The following is a 14,606-nucleotide window of genomic DNA, read 5'->3' on the forward strand; positions in this document are numbered from 1 at the left end:
TCCAGGCTCCTTTTTCATTATCGTCATATCGTCAGAAATAAAATTCAATCCCCCTTCCCTACCAGCACGCTCGTCAACTCATTCAGCTTTTTCACCTTATCCGCAAAATCACCCTTCAGCCGGTCCCGTATTGCGCTCAGGTTGTGCAGCACCGCTTCCAGCGTGTCCGGTATCGCATCCTGCAGAACCTCCCGCAGCCGCTTTGCCACGGTCGGCGACTTGCCGTTGGTGGAGATCGCGATCTTCAGGCTGCCCTTCTGCACCACCGATCCCAGGTAAAAATCGCACAAGGCCGGCGTATCCGCTACGTTGATCAGCACTTTCCCGGCCTTCGCTTTCTCCCAGATGCAGGAATTCAGCTGCTTGTCCGCCGTGGCGGCGATCACCAGGTCTTTCCCGAAAATATCCCCGCAGGAAAACTCTTTCTGCACCAGCGTTACGTTCGGAAACCCCGCGGCCAGCGCTTCCAGCTCCGGCGCAAACCAGGTAGCCACCACGGTCACCCGTGCGGCGGGACAATTCTGGAGGATCGCATTCACCTTCTCGTGCCCCACGTTTCCGCCGCCCACTACCAGCACCTGCAGCTGCTCCAGCTTGAAAAACACCGGGAATAAATGATTCTGCTCCATAAAGTTGATTTACGCCTGAACAATCATCCGGACAATTTGAACGCTCTTTCCAAAATCCGGCAATCGTTCACTTTCCAAAAATACGAAGAGAAAAACGCTTCAAAGAAATCATCCCGCAAAAAATCAACCTCCTCTTTTCTTTGAAAAATTTTTCTCTCCGTGCCTTGCTTTATACTGCGAGCTTGTAATTCTCCGCGATCCTGCTCTGCAGGTCCTGGAACGCCTCATGGAACCGCACCACTTCCCCCACCACAATGATGGCCGGGTTCCGCAGCCCGTGTTCCCTGGCGATGTTGCCAAGGTCTCCGGCCACGCCCACGCCGATCTTCTGTGTGGGCAGCGTACCGTTCTGGATGATGGCCGCCGGCACCTGTCCGTACCCGAGGCGGGCGTAGACAGCGGCGATCTCGTCCAGCTTGCTCATGCCCATGAGGATCACCACGGTGGTATTCGCCTGTATGGCAAATTCCAGGTCGCGGGACAGCTTGCCGTCCTGCGTGGTGCCCGTGATCACCCAAAAACCTTCGCTCACGTTGCGCGCCGTTACGGGGATATTATTCACGCCCGGCACAGAGATAGCGCTGCTGATGCCCGGGATCACTTCGGTTTCAATACCATATTGCGCGGCGGCCGCCACTTCCTCCTGCCCGCGCCCGAACACGAAGGAGTCACCGCCTTTCAGCCGCACCACGCTGCCATATGTCAGCGCGTACTTCACGATCATGCGGTTGATCTCTGCCTGCGTATACACATGCATGCCGGCGCGCTTGCCCACGAAACGGCGAAGGCAGTTCTGCGGCGCGTGGTCCAGCAATTCGTTATTGGATAATGCGTCGTACAGGATCACCCGGGCGTTCTGGATCGCCTTCAGACCTTTAACAGTAATCAGCTCCGGGTCTCCCGGGCCGGCGCCTACCAGCGTCACTTTTGGTTGGATGGGTTGCATGATCGTTCAGTTTTGAGTTGGTTGGTAATATCAGGCAGTTACACCAGCCGCCTGTTTTTCGAGGCGGTATTGCTGTGCCTTGTCATAAAATGCTTTCGCCTGCTGGAAATATTGCTTGGCAAAGCTTTCAGTCGGTTCGTGCTGGTTGATCTGCAGCACCATGTTGCGGAAGCTGTCCATTTCAAACTTGCCGGTTTCCACAAAATGTTTGTCGAAATCGTTCATCACGCCATGTTGTGTATTGCAGCTGATGTTCTCGTCCAGCAGAATACATTTGGCGGTCTGGATCATGCAGGAATAAGTATGGTAGATACCGTCCGCCCATGCGTTGTTCGCAAAGGCCTGCGTTGCCCAGTCCAGCTTCTCTTCCGCTTCAAACAGCAGGGTGGCGATCAGGTCGATGATCACGCTGGCGCACTCACCCACGCCGATGGCCGTACTGAAAGTTTCCGCCTGGCCCCAGTCCACGAAGTCCCCGTCTTTCACAGCGCCCAGGTCAGCCAGGGGTTTCAGCAGTTCGTAAAAATATTTTTCACCGTTGCGGTCGTAATAATCGTTGAATAGTTCGTTCGGCTGGCGGTTGCTTTCATAGTTGTGCAGCAGGGTGCGCAGTACGTCCGGACCACGGCGGCTAGGCACTTTCAGCACTTTGTCCGCCACACGGCCCTCGCCGTCGCTCAGCACGCCGCCGCCCAGCAGTACCTGCAAGGCCGGCAGCACCTTGCCGCCGCTTTTCAGGGAAGAGCCGTGGAAGCCGATGTTGGCGATGCCATGCTGACCGCAGGAGTTCATGCATCCGCTGATCTTGATCTTGATGTCGTTGTTATAGATCAGGTCGGGGAACTCGTCGTGGATCACGTTTTCCAGTGCCGCGGCGATGCCGGTGCTGCTGGAAATGGCCAGGTTGCAGGTGTCTGTACCCGGACAAGCGGTGATGTCCGCAATGCTGTCAAATCCCGGTGCGTCCAGCTTTGCATCTTCGAGGAGGCTGTATACGTAGGGCAGGTATTCCGGCCGAACGAATTTCAGCAGCAGGCCCTGGTTCACGGTAACGCGAACGTCGTCCGCCACCACGGATTGCAGTTTTTCGATCAGGGTGCGGGAAGTTACGGAGCTGATGTTGCCGAGCGGCACACGTACATAAACGCCGTAGAAGCCTTTCTGTTTCTGTTCGAAAGTGTTTGTTTTCTTCCAGGCCTCGTACTGCTGCGGGTTCTTTATTTCGTAAGCCGGCAGGGCCACGTTGGCGGCGGGGGCTGCAAGCTCCGGCCAGGCCGCGTAGTCCACCGGCACTGTTTTGGATTTGATGGCCTTGTATTCTTCTTTCACGAGACGCTCAAATTCTTCCATGCCCAGCTTCTGGATGAGGAATTTCATCCTGGCCTTGTGGCGGCTGGACCGTTCGCCATAGCGGTCGAACACGCGCAGTACGCTTTCGATGTAGGGGATCAGCTGGTCTTCTTCCAGGAATTCGAAGCCCGTTTTGGCGAGGTAAGGCTGCGCGCCGAGGCCGCCGCCCACCATTACTTTGAAGCCGCGCACTTCCTTGCCGTCGATGATCCGCAGCTTGGGGATCACGCCAATGTCGTGCATGAAGGCGAAGGCCGTATCTTTTTCGCTGGAGGAGAAGGATATCTTGAACTTGCGGCCCATGTCCTGGCAGATAGGATTGCGCAGGAAGTAACGGAACGCAGCGTCCGCATAAGGCGTTACGTCGAACGGTTCGTTCGGGTCGATGCCGGCTGCGTCGGACCCGGTGATGTTGCGGACGGTGTTGCCGCAGGCTTCGCGGATGGTCACATCATCTTCCGCGAGTTTTGACCACAGTTCAGGCGTTCTGTCCAGCGACACGAAGTGTATCTGGATATCCTGGCGGGTGGTCAGGTGCAGGTTACCGGTGGAATATTCGTCTGAAATATCAGCAATACGTTTCCATTGTTGCAGGGTCATTTTGCCGTAGGGCAGCTTGATGCGCACCATCTGAACGCCTTGTTGGCGCTGTCCGTATACGCCGCGGGCGAGCCGGAGGCTGCGGAATTTCTCTTCCGGCATTTTACCTTCGCGAAACAGCCTGATCTTTTGTTCCAGCTCAATGATGTCCCTTTCTACGATCGGATTTTCCAGTTCGGTTCTGAAGCTTTGCATGATAAATAAGTTGCTCGTGATTAATTGGTATTCATAACTTCCGGCAGATGCCTTAAAAAACAAGACCTCCGTTTGCATCCGGAGGCCTTCGTTGTATGATTGTGAAAACAGTTCATATATAGAATTCCCCCTTAGTCTGTTGAGCGTTCCCAACAGCGCATGCACCTGTTCATATTCATCTGTACTTTATAACCCATATCCCTATAGATTTTGTAGAGTAATACAAAGGTAGATACCCGGCGTGTAAACACAAAACTTTTTTCACTAAAAAACAGCGGTATATATTAGAAAATATTCAAAAAAGGGGGGATTGGGGGCCGGCGGTTGGATTTTTTATGGGGCTGCCGTTGCGTCGCACTCTTCAGCGGTGGGATTGCTGATGTGCTTGCGGTTGCTTGCATGCTGCCGTTTTCCTCATTTCTGCGTACCTTTGCGGCGCAAAAACGAATAAAATGATCAATACGGTGATTTTTGATATGGACGGCCTGCTGATTGACTCCGAGCCCCTTTGGGGCGTGGCCATGCAGGAGGTTTTCTTGTCCGTGGGCGTGGAACTGAGCCCCGAACTGACCTCCCTTACCACCGGCCTCCGCACCAAAGAGGTAGTCAGCTACTGGCACGACTACTTTAAATGGAACAGCAAATCCCCGGAACAGGTCACCACCGAGATCATAGAAAGCGTTACCGGCAAGATCCTCCGCGAAGGCCAGGCGATGGAGGGCTTACATTATATCCTGGATTTCTTTCAGCAGCGGAACTTCAAAATGGGCCTCGCCTCCTCCTCTCCCATGCAGCTCATTCAGTCCGTGCTGGACCATCTGGGTATCCGCCAGTCTTTTCACGCTGTAATTTCCGCGGAGTTCGAGCCTTACGGCAAGCCCCATCCGGCCGTATACCTCTCCTGCGCCCGGGAGCTGAACAGCAATCCGCTGAGCTGCCTCGCATTTGAAGACTCCGTAACCGGCATGACCGCCGCCAAGGCCGCCCGCATGAAAGTGGTGGTAGTGCCCGAGGCCCACAAACGCAACGATAAACGTTTCGGGCTGGCGGATATGCAGCTGGATTCTTTACTGGAATTTAACGACGCGCAGTTTGCAAAATTGTAATTTTTTTTATTGATAATCAATAAATTAAGAAATAAATTATCGTATATTTCAAATATGCCCACTTCACATCGCAATTAATCCTAACTTTAACACAGCATTTAACTCTAATTAAAGCACATCAACTAACCCTGATTTTAACGCTATAGTATGGCTACTCCAGCAGAACGGTTGGCGGATTCCTTAAATGAACTTCGAAAGCTTCAGGAAGAAGGAAAGGTCGCTGTTAAATCGGATGAATTATCTCGTACCCATAAGGATCGATTAGTCGCAAACGGCTTTTTGAAAGAAGTTTTACGAGGATGGTATATTATTGCCAGTCCTGATGAAAAGCCGGGAGATACTACCTCCTGGTACAACAGCTTTTGGGAATTTTGTTCAACTTTCCTTACTGAACGGTATAAGGATAATTGGTGTATATCGCCTGAACAATCAGTTTTGTTATATGCCGGAAACTGGTCAGTGCCCACTCAACTGATTGTAAGATCCCCGGGAGCAAGTAATCACAAAACGGAACTGCCGCATCACACCTCAATATTTAATATCAAATCTGAACTGCCGGAAGTGAGTGAAACAACTGTGATGAACGGAATAAGGATGCTCACTTTACCAGCGTCATTAATTCACTGCTCCCCGTCAACTTTTACGCAGAATACCACAGACATCAGAACTGCATTGTCAATAATACCGGATTCGTCTGAAATATTAAGCATATTACTGGACGGAGGCCATACTACTATCGCGGGAAGATTAGCAGGAGCATTTAGAAATAATGGACAGGAAAGAATCGCTGAAGATATCTTTAAAACGATGAGATCCGCGGGCTATGATATACGGGAGATAGATCCATTTGAGGATAAATTACAGATAAAGCTGAGTCCGCGGGAAAAATCTCCCTATGTAAACAGGGTGAAGTTGATGTGGAATGCCATGCGTTCAGCGATTCTGGAAGTATTTCCCGAAGCTCCCGGCATACCGGAAGACAAAGATGATTACCTGCGGAAGGTTGATGCAATATATGGTACAGACGCCTATCATTCATTATCCATTGAGAAGTATAAAGTAACACCCGAACTAATTGAGCGGGTGCGTATAGGAATGTGGAATTACAAAGATAATGAAGAGGATAAAAAGCAAAGAGATGCGATGGCTGCCAGAGGCTATTGGCAAGCATTTCAAAAGGTGGAATCAAGTATCCGGAGAATTTTAACTAATGAAAATGCAGGAGCGGTAGCAGACAGCGATCATGGTGACTGGTACCGGGAACTATTTGCGCCCAGCGTAACCGCCGGACTTTTAAAGCCATCCGATTTAGCTGGCTATAGAAATCATCCGGTCTATCTTTCCGGCTCAAAGCATGTTCCGCTAAGCAGGGATGCAGTGAAGGACGCAATGCCTGCATTGTTTGAATTGCTGCGCGAAGAATCAGAACCGGCGGTCAGGGCGGTACTTGGTCACTTCATATTTGTGTTTATCCATCCGTATATGGATGGCAATGGAAGGATGGGGCGCTTTCTTATGAATGCCATGCTCGCTTCGGGTGGATATCCCTGGACTGTAATTCCGGTGGAGAGCAGAGCTGAATATATGGCCGCACTCGAAAGTGCAAGTGTGGGGCAGGATATAAAACCTTTTGCTGCATTTGTAGGTCATTTGGTTTCGCAGGGACTTAAAGGTCAGCCGGTTGCCAGTATCTGATCCGGCCGATTCCCTCCCACCGCCGAAGTGAGTGACACAACGGCGGCCCGGTCAGCGACCCCAACTGCCGACCACAAAAAAAATAGCGGCATGAGGCAAGCCCACACCGCTATCCAAATCCGCACAATCACTACTTATTCCACCAAACTTTTGTATCGATATTATCATTCCCCTGCGCGGCCACCGCTTCCTGGAAATGCTCCAGGTTCACAGCCTGCTCCTTCTGCGGGTAGTATACCCGTTTAGGCAAGCCCGTACCGGCCAGCAGCACGAACTTATGCTCGCGGACGCTGCCGTCCTGCAGTGCCTGCCGCCACACCACGTCGCCGGGCTTCACCAGGAATTTCGGGAAGCCGGTCCTCCGCACTTCCGCCCAGGCTTCACTGCCCTGCATGTACAGCGCCAGGTATTTCTGCGACAGCACCGTTTCCTGCATGGCCGCGGGCAGCGCCGCCACATACGTGTCCGCGGCAGCCTGCGCCACGCCCCATTTTCCCAGCGATGCGCGAACGCCTTTAATATATTCCTCCTGGTTCCAGTTCTGGTATTCGGACAACAGGAAATGCACCTCCGCGGCTTCCAGCAGCACTTCGCCATAGTCCGCCGCGTTCACCAGCGTTCCCGGCTGGCTGATATCCTCCGCTTTGAGAATGGACGCCACGTCCGGCAGCAAACCGTACGGCTGGCCGATGTACTCGCCGTTCTTGTTCGGGCGGGCGTATATCGGCAAACGCGGGTCGGGCGCCGTTACCGGGCCGGCCTCGCCTTTCAGTACATTGATCAGGATGTGTGAAACGGAAAAGTCTTTCCTGTTCTCGGACACCGTGATCCGGTACAGCGGCGCTTCGTTCGGGGCCTTGGCCTCGTACTTCAGCACGGCATTATCTGTGTTCTGCAATATCAGTCCGCCCGCAATCGCTTCCTGGATGTGGGTTTCCGCCAGCTGCGGCACCTTGGCGCGAATGCGCGTGGCTATCCGCAGGCGCAGTGAATTGGCGAAAAGCTTCCACTGCGCAGGGTTTCCTTTGTAGATACCATCGTAATTACCGAAGGTATTCGCGCTGAGGTCCAACTGCGCAGCCGCTTCCTTCAGCTCTTTCAATAAATCCGCATAGATCTTCTCCTGCGATGCATATTTCGGTTTCACTATTTCCGGGTTGAGCTTTAGCGCCTGGAAGTCCGGATCATCGCTGCCATAGGAGCTGTACGGAATATTGCCGAACGCATCCGTCAGCGAAAGGAATGCATATGATTTCAAAATGCGCGCGATGGCGATCTGGTTCGCATTCGGGCCAACGCCTGCCGTCACCTTCGCCTGCGTCAGCGGATCGGTGTTCAGGCGGATGATCTGCTCCAGGTTGTTCAGCGCCTTGTAAGCATTGTCCCAGTAAGTATCGGAATTGGAGCGCGGCAGATCGTACCGGGATTCATTCGTGTACTGGTTCTGGGAAAAGAACTGCGCAAACAGCATGGAGCCCCGGAAATTCCCGGCGGAACCGCGGAGATTGTCTACCAGCTGCTTCTGCGCGGAAGAGATGATCGTAGTGGTAGAAACGTCAGACGGACGGTTCGGGTCTGTGTTAATCTCTTCAAAACGTTTGTCGCTGCAGGATATAAGAGCCGCTGCAAGTACTAACGTTAACGTATATATTAAAATACTCTTCTTTTTCATGACTGTTGTTTTTATCAGAATTTCACCTGCACGTTCACACCAAATGTGGCGGGCACGGGCAGGTTGCCGCCTTCCACGCCCTGGATGTTCCCACCGCTGTTGGTCAGCTCGGGATCAATGTATTTGCTGTCCGCATAAATATTCCAGAGGTTGCGGCCGTACGCCGACACGCGCAGCTGCTTCACCGTGGATGTTTTCGCAAAAGGCAGGGTGTATCCCGCGGTCACTTCGCGCAGTTTCACGAAGGTGCCGTCGAAGATGCTTTGCGTAGTGGGACCGTTGGAGAAACCGTAAGCCCAGTCGTACGCGGAGATGCGGGTGCTGTTCGGTTTGATGTTGCTCACCGTGTAAGAGCCGTCCGCGTTGAAGACCACATCTCCCTGCACACCGTCGAGGACCAAACCGTTCTCGCGGATGCCGTTCTCCGCGGTGGGTTTCAGTATGCCCGTTTGCATGCCTACTTTATACGTTTGTGAGAAGAATTTACCGCCAACGCGGCCGTCTACCAGGAAGCCGGCGTCGAAGCGTTTGTAGCTGAATGACTGCTGGATGCCGAACTGCCAGTCGGGCAGCACGCTGCCTATCGGGCGAAGCTGCTCTGTGCGCAGGTATCCGCCGTTCTCTCCGATCACTTTCTGTCCGTCTTCCGTATACACAAAATCATATCCGAGCAGCTGGCCGTAAGGTTCTCCTTCCCTCGCCACGAGGTTGATCAGCGAACCGGTAGGGTCCGTCAGCGGGAAGCTGGTAACGCCGTCTGTGAGCCTTACTACCTTGTTTTTGTTCTTCGACCAATTGATATTTACATCCCAGTTGAAGTCTTCCGTTCTCACCGGCACCACGTTCAGCGTCACTTCTACGCCCTGGTTGTTGATCTTGCCGGCATTGATGAATTTGGATTCATAACCGAAAGCGGTGGAAACAGGAATGTTGATGATCTGGTTGCGGCTGTCGTTATTATAATATGTCACGTCAAGGCCCACACGATTATCGAATGCCCGCACGGTTACGCCTGTTTCAAACGAGCTGGTGATCTCGGGCTTCAGGTCTTTGTTCGCCAGCACGGCGGGCAGCTTGTAGCCAGGATTGCCGTTAAATGACTGGGTGGCTTCGTATGCCTGTTGCAGTTGGTAAGGATCAGTATCGTTACCCACCTGCGCCCAGCCGAGGCGGAGCTTCAGGAAGCTCAGCCAGCCGGATTCCTTCAGCGCGCCCAGTTCACTCAGGATCAGGCTGGAGGAAACGGAGGGATAGGCGAATGCGTTTTTGTCCAGCGGCAGCGTGCTGCTCCAGTCGTTCCGCAGCGTTCCGTCTACGAACCAGAAGTTCTTGTACCCGAGGGATACACTGCCGAACAACGAGTAGATGCTTTTATGGTACCAGTTGGATTCGTTCAGCACGCTGTTCGCGTTCTTCAGGTTGTAGTAGTTCGGGATGATGAGCCCTCCCTGCGTGGTGGCGTTGGAAATGCGGCGCTTCTGGTTCATGATGTTGCCGCCCGCATATGCGGTGAGTGAAAGGTCCGTCCAGCGCTTGTTCACCGTGGCGAGAAATTCGTAGTTGAATTCGCTGAACGCATTCGTGTATTCGGTATAGTTACTCTGGCTGCGGGAGAATACCGCGATCCTGTCCTGGTACTGGAAATTGTAAATATCCGCATTCACTTTGGAGCTTAACTGCAGCCAGTTGTTCACGTCGTACGACAGCCCGATGTTACCGTAAAAGCGGTCGCGGTTCTCTTCGAGATAGCTTTCGTAGGCGGACCAGTAAGGATTATCAATGTATTTGGTGGCTTTGCCGGCGGCGGTGTTCTCGTAGCTCGTGCGGTTCCAGGAGCGGGGCGTACCGTCCGGACGTTTATACTCGCGCAGCTTGTCGTAGTCCACCTGCACCTGTCCCCACTGGAACGCCTCCAGCATGATGTTGCGGTTGGAAGCGCCCGTCCATGGCCGGCCGGTGCTGTTGTTCTTTACGTAATTGAAATTGGCGGTGGCCAGTAAACGGTCGAAGCGGGAGGAACCGGAGAAGTTCACCGTATTCCTTTGCAGGCTTGAGTTGGGTACGGTGCCGCGAACGGATTTGTTGGTGTAGGACAGCCGGAAGGTCTGGTTCTCGCTGCCGCCGCTTACGGAAATGTTGTTGGTGCCCGCGATGCCCGTGCGGAAAAAAGAGGTAACGTCGTGCTTCGGGTACAGCCAGGGTTCCGGCTTCAGATAGGTATCCGCATATTCCGGATCGAGGTTGTACCAGTGCAGCACGGGCGTGCCGTCCAGCCGGGGGCCCCAGCTCTCGTCCATTCCATAATCCACGATGTTGTATTGCTGGCCGTTGATGGTTGCCTGCTGGAAAGTATTGCCTTTACCGCCGCCGTATAATTGCTGGCGTTCGGGCAGGCGCGCCATGCGTTCCAACTCCAGGCCGGAGTTGATGGTTACGTCAAGACCTTTGCCGGCTCTGCCTTTGCGGGTGGTAATCAGGATCACGCCGTTGGCGGCGCGGGTGCCGTAGAGCGCCGCGGCGGAGGGGCCTTTCAGCACGCTGACGTTCTCGATGTCGTCCGGGTTGAGGTCCTGGATCATGTTGCCCACGTCCTTACCGGCGGAGCCGTTCACCGTGCTTTTGGTGTTCAGGTCCGCATTGTCTACCGGTATGCCGTCTATGACGAACAGCGGTTGGTTGTTGCCGGAAATGGAGTTGATACCGCGCAGCAGAACCCTGCTGGAGCCGCCCATATTGCCGCCGGAAGTGATCACCTGCAAGCCCGCTACTTTCCCGGAAAGTGCTCCCAGCGCGTTAGTGGGGCGGGTTTGCAATTCCGCGCTCTTCACCTCCTGCACGGCGTATCCCAGCGCTTTCTTGCTGCGGGAGATACCGAGCGCAGTTACCACCACTTCCTGCAGTTGCTTGTCTGACGGCAGCAGCGTAACGTTGATGGATTCGCCGCTGATGGGTAAGGTTTGTGTTTCCATCCCGATGAGCGAAAAGGTAAGTTGTGTAGCGGTGTCCGGAACGTTGAGCAGATAGCTGCCGTCCGCGTTGGTGGCGGTACCGGTGCCTGTTCCTTTGATAAAGACGGAAACGCCTGGTAGTGGCTGTCCGTTGCCGGCAATGACTTTGCCCTGGATTTTCCTGCTTTGTGCATAGATAGTTAGGTGGGTCATAAGCAAAAGCAGGGTAAGATTGATGATGTGTCGCATGTATTACCCTATTAATTATATAGACTAAATAGGGTGCGAAGGTATGGGAAGTGTTAAAATTTACCTAATAAATAAAATCTATTATGGGATCAGGATGTCTGTAACGATTGCCGGTAAAGGGTTACGGGACGAAATGCCTTTATCATATCGATATGGGCAGCCATAGATAGGCTCAAAAAAAATCCCCCCGGTTTTCACCGGAGGGATCTTTTATTTTCAAAACAATCAGGCTTGCTTATTCACCTTTCTTTTCTTCACCGCCTTCGGATTGTTTCAGTTTTTCTCTCAGTTCGGCCAGCGCGCCCAGGTCGCCCAGGGTTGCTTTTTCGACTTTAGACTGGATGTTTTTCACCGTTTTGCGGGTCTTTTCAGCGTCCGCGCGTTTTTCCTTGATGATGGCATCCTTCTCGTCTGCTTTCACTTGTTCCCAAACCTTGGTATGAGAAACCAGGATGCGTTTTTCGTTGCGGTCGAATTCGATGATCTGGAATTCTTTCACATCTTCAACAGCGATCGGTTTTTCATCTTCGGTGCGCAGGTGACGGGCGGGAGCGTATGCTTCCAGGCCGTATTGCAGCTGCACGGTAGCGCCTTTCTCATCTTTCTTCACAACGGTGCCTTCATGGATGGAACCGATGGGGAAGATCGTTTCGAAAGTATTCCAGGGATCTTCTTCGATCTGTTTGTGGCCGAGGCTCAGTTTGCGGTTGTCTTTGTCGATGCCCAGGATCACTACTTCGATCTCGTTGCCCACTTTCGTGTATTCGCTCGGATGATTGAAGCGTTTGATCCAGCTCAGGTCGGAGATGTGGATCATACCGCCGATACCTGTTTCCAGCTCAACGAATACGCCATAAGGAGTGATGTTCTTCACGATGCCTTTGTGACGGCTGTCCAGCGGGAATTTGGTTTCGATCGTAGACCAGGGATCTTCAGTGAGCTGTTTGATGGACAGGCTCATCTTACGCTCGTCTTTGCTCAGGGTTACTACCACTGCTTCGTACTCTTCGCCCAGTTTGAAGAACTCTTTGGCGTTGATCGGCGTGGAAGCCCATGAGATCTCGGATACGTGCACCAGGCCTTCCACACCGGGGAGGATTTCCAGGAACGCGCCGTAATCTTCGATATTTACTACTTTGCCTTTTACTTTTGCACCTTCGGTGATGGTTGCAGGCAGGGTATCCCACGGATGCGGGGTCAGCTGCTTGTAACCGAGGCTGATACGTTTCTTCTCGTCGTCGAAGTCCAGCACCACCACATTGATCTTCTGATCCATCTGGAGTACTTCGCTCGGATGGGAGATACGGCCCCAGCTGATATCGGTGATATACAGCAGGCCATCGAGACCGCCCAGGTCGATGAACGCACCGAAGTCGGTGATGTTCTTGATGGTACCTTCCAATACCTGGCCTTTTTCCAGTTTGGAGATGATATCCACACGTTGTTGTTCGATATCGCTTTCGATCAGCGCTTTGTGGGATACTACGGCGTTGCGGATGGCTTCATTTACTTTCACCACCTTGAACTCCATGGTTTTACCAACAAACTGATCGTAGTCGGTAACAGGTTTAACGTCGATCTGTGAACCCGGCAGGAAGGTTTCCATGCCATGAACGTCCACGATCAGGCCGCCTTTGGTTTTGCTGGTAACGGTACCGGTAACCACTTCGCCGGTTTTGTACACCTCAACGATACGCTCCCATGCACGTTGTGCGCGTGCCTGTTTGCGGCTCAGGTGCAGGTTGCCGTCGCGGTCTTCCTTTTCCACCACCAATACTTCCACCTCGTCTCCCACTTTCAGGTTCTGCATGTCGCGGAACTCGTTCAGGGAGATCAGGCCATCGGATTTAAAGCCGATGTTCAGTACCACGTCGGTTTTTGTCAAACCAACCACGATACCGGTCAGCAGACCATTCTCTTCGATCGTCTTGAAAGTGCTGTCGTAAGTCTGGTCGTACTTTTCTTTCTCTTCTTTTGAATAAGAAGATACGTTCCGTTTGTCCACGCTCCAGTCGAAATCATCGTGAGCAGTGGCAACAGGTGCATTTGTTGTCGCTGTTGCTGCCGTAGCTTCTGCTACCGGGGCCTGTTGTTCAGCGTTTTGTTCGTTAGTAATGTTGTTTTCTGTCAAATTTTGTTTCCTCCTTTTAAGTAAAGTATTTTAAGGGAGGCAAAGATACGGAGATATTCCCTTACAGGCAACTTTATTTGAGCGAAATATGACATGTAAATGAGTGCTATACATATAATTTTTATCATTATTAGCATGCCGCCGCCTCTTCGTGGTAAAGCAATTTTACTTAATTTGGCATTATGAACGGAACTTCTTTTCAATCGGACATACGCTACTGGCTTAAACAGGAGAACAGTGTCAATCACCTGATGTTTGTTAATATCGTCATCTTCGTGGTACTGGGGATCATCTATTTACCGGCCGTTTTCAACAACGGCGTGCCGCCGGCCATCCACCCGTTCCTGCTATTCCAGCTGGAACTGCACGTGCAGCCGGACCTGCTGCTGACCAAGCCCTGGGGGCTGCTGACGTATATGTTCGTGCATACGGGCATCTTCCATATTTTCTTCAATATGCTCAACCTGTACTGGTTCGGCAACATGTTCCGGTCCACCCTCGGCAACCAGCGCGTGCTGCCCCTGTACATCCTGAGCGGCATCACCGGCGCCCTCGTTTACATCGCCGCTTATTTCATCTTTCCCACCAACCCCTACCTGGGCGGCTCCATGATCGGCGCTTCCGCCGCCGTGATGTGCTTCCTGGTAGCCAGCGCCACCCTGATGCCGAACGTGGAGATCGGGTTGCTGTTCCTGGGCTCCATCAAACTGAAATGGGTGGCCATCGGCGTGATCGTGATCGATATCATCGCCATTCCGCAGGGAAACGTTGGCGGCATCCTCGCCCACCTCGGCGGCGCGGCCTTCGGCTACGCCTACGTCCGCATCCTGCAGAACGGTACGGACCTCTGCGGCCCGCTGATCTCCCTCTTCCGCAAAATATCCGGGATGTTCGACAAAAGCCAGCGCCCTCCCAAAAAATTCAAACCGAAAAAATCCCCGCTCCGCGTGGTGCGCAAGCACGAAACAGCGCATGCTTCGCGGCTGGACGAGCTGCTGGACAAGATCAATGAAAAGGGGTACGACAGCCTTTCGGCCGACGAAAAGCAATGGCTGCGCAAGTACAGTGATGAAAAATAGATTCTT

The 14,606-nt window shown here is 52.9% G+C and carries 9 protein-coding genes; 3 read left to right on the forward strand and 6 right to left on the reverse strand.

Annotation, left to right across the window (positions count from 1 at the left end):
* Nucleotides 1-44: 44 nt before the first annotated feature.
* The 3 genes from CCY01nite_RS01210 to CCY01nite_RS01220 all read right to left on the reverse strand — a co-directional run bounded on the left by CCY01nite_RS01210 (nt 45) and on the right by CCY01nite_RS01220 (nt 3,720).
* Nucleotides 45-629 carry a precorrin-2 dehydrogenase/sirohydrochlorin ferrochelatase family protein gene (locus CCY01nite_RS01210; RefSeq protein WP_146857480.1) on the reverse strand — a complete coding sequence of 195 codons (585 nt, stop codon included), beginning with the start codon at nt 627-629 and terminating at the stop codon, nt 45-47.
* A gap of 169 nt (nt 630-798) precedes the next feature.
* Nucleotides 799-1,575, reverse strand: a complete 777-nt coding sequence (cobA, locus tag CCY01nite_RS01215; RefSeq protein WP_146857481.1) for a uroporphyrinogen-III C-methyltransferase — start codon at nt 1,573-1,575, stop codon at nt 799-801.
* A gap of 30 nt (nt 1,576-1,605) precedes the next feature.
* Entirely contained in the window at nt 1,606-3,720 is a 2,115-nt protein-coding gene (locus CCY01nite_RS01220; protein WP_146857482.1) for a ferredoxin-like domain-containing protein, read from the reverse strand.
* 452 nt (nt 3,721-4,172) lie between these two features.
* Between CCY01nite_RS01220 and hxpB the strand changes: the two genes are divergently transcribed.
* Both hxpB and CCY01nite_RS01230 read left to right on the forward strand, forming a co-directional pair.
* Nucleotides 4,173-4,826 (forward strand): hexitol phosphatase HxpB, encoded by a 654-nt coding sequence (hxpB, locus tag CCY01nite_RS01225; protein WP_146857483.1) that lies wholly within the window; start codon nt 4,173-4,175, stop codon nt 4,824-4,826.
* Nucleotides 4,827-4,973: 147 nt separating this feature from the next.
* A complete protein-coding gene (locus CCY01nite_RS01230) occupies nt 4,974-6,521 on the forward strand; it encodes a Fic family protein (RefSeq protein WP_146857484.1) in 1,548 nt (515 codons plus the stop codon).
* A 130-nt stretch (nt 6,522-6,651) separates the two neighbouring features.
* On the opposite strand, the gene CCY01nite_RS01235 is transcribed toward CCY01nite_RS01230, so the two are convergent.
* From CCY01nite_RS01235 to rpsA, 3 genes are all read right to left on the reverse strand, one after another.
* Nucleotides 6,652-8,193 carry a SusD/RagB family nutrient-binding outer membrane lipoprotein gene (locus CCY01nite_RS01235; RefSeq protein WP_146857485.1) on the reverse strand — a complete coding sequence of 514 codons (1,542 nt, stop codon included), beginning with the start codon at nt 8,191-8,193 and terminating at the stop codon, nt 6,652-6,654.
* Between the two features lie 14 nt (nt 8,194-8,207).
* Nucleotides 8,208-11,354 (reverse strand): SusC/RagA family TonB-linked outer membrane protein, encoded by a 3,147-nt coding sequence (locus tag CCY01nite_RS01240; RefSeq protein WP_222614290.1) that lies wholly within the window; start codon nt 11,352-11,354, stop codon nt 8,208-8,210.
* A gap of 271 nt (nt 11,355-11,625) precedes the next feature.
* Nucleotides 11,626-13,521, reverse strand: coding sequence for a 30S ribosomal protein S1 (rpsA, locus tag CCY01nite_RS01245; protein WP_146857487.1), 1,896 nt, complete (start codon nt 13,519-13,521; stop codon nt 11,626-11,628).
* 182 nt (nt 13,522-13,703) lie between these two features.
* Between rpsA and CCY01nite_RS01250 the strand changes: the two genes are divergently transcribed.
* Nucleotides 13,704-14,600: a rhomboid family protein gene (locus CCY01nite_RS01250; protein WP_146857488.1), complete on the forward strand. Its 897-nt coding sequence runs from the start codon at nt 13,704-13,706 to the stop codon at nt 14,598-14,600.
* The last annotated feature ends 6 nt before the right edge of the window (nt 14,601-14,606 follow it).

This window comes from Chitinophaga cymbidii (genome assembly GCF_007992715.1).
Classification (GTDB): domain Bacteria; phylum Bacteroidota; class Bacteroidia; order Chitinophagales; family Chitinophagaceae; genus Chitinophaga; species Chitinophaga cymbidii.

Coding starts and splice junctions, on each gene's coding strand:
- CCY01nite_RS01210 (WP_146857480.1), bottom strand. CDS start 629: ATGGAGCAGAATCATTTATTCCCGGTGTTTTTCAAGCTGGAGCAGCTG.
- cobA (WP_146857481.1), bottom strand. CDS start 1,575: ATGCAACCCATCCAACCAAAAGTGACGCTGGTAGGCGCCGGCCCGGGA.
- CCY01nite_RS01220 (WP_146857482.1), bottom strand. CDS start 3,720: ATGCAAAGCTTCAGAACCGAACTGGAAAATCCGATCGTAGAAAGGGAC.
- hxpB (WP_146857483.1), top strand. CDS start 4,173: ATGATCAATACGGTGATTTTTGATATGGACGGCCTGCTGATTGACTCC.
- CCY01nite_RS01230 (WP_146857484.1), top strand. CDS start 4,974: ATGGCTACTCCAGCAGAACGGTTGGCGGATTCCTTAAATGAACTTCGA.
- CCY01nite_RS01235 (WP_146857485.1), bottom strand. CDS start 8,193: ATGAAAAAGAAGAGTATTTTAATATATACGTTAACGTTAGTACTTGCA.
- CCY01nite_RS01240 (WP_222614290.1), bottom strand. CDS start 11,354: ATGACCCACCTAACTATCTATGCACAAAGCAGGAAAATCCAGGGCAAA.
- CCY01nite_RS01250 (WP_146857488.1), top strand. CDS start 13,704: ATGAACGGAACTTCTTTTCAATCGGACATACGCTACTGGCTTAAACAG.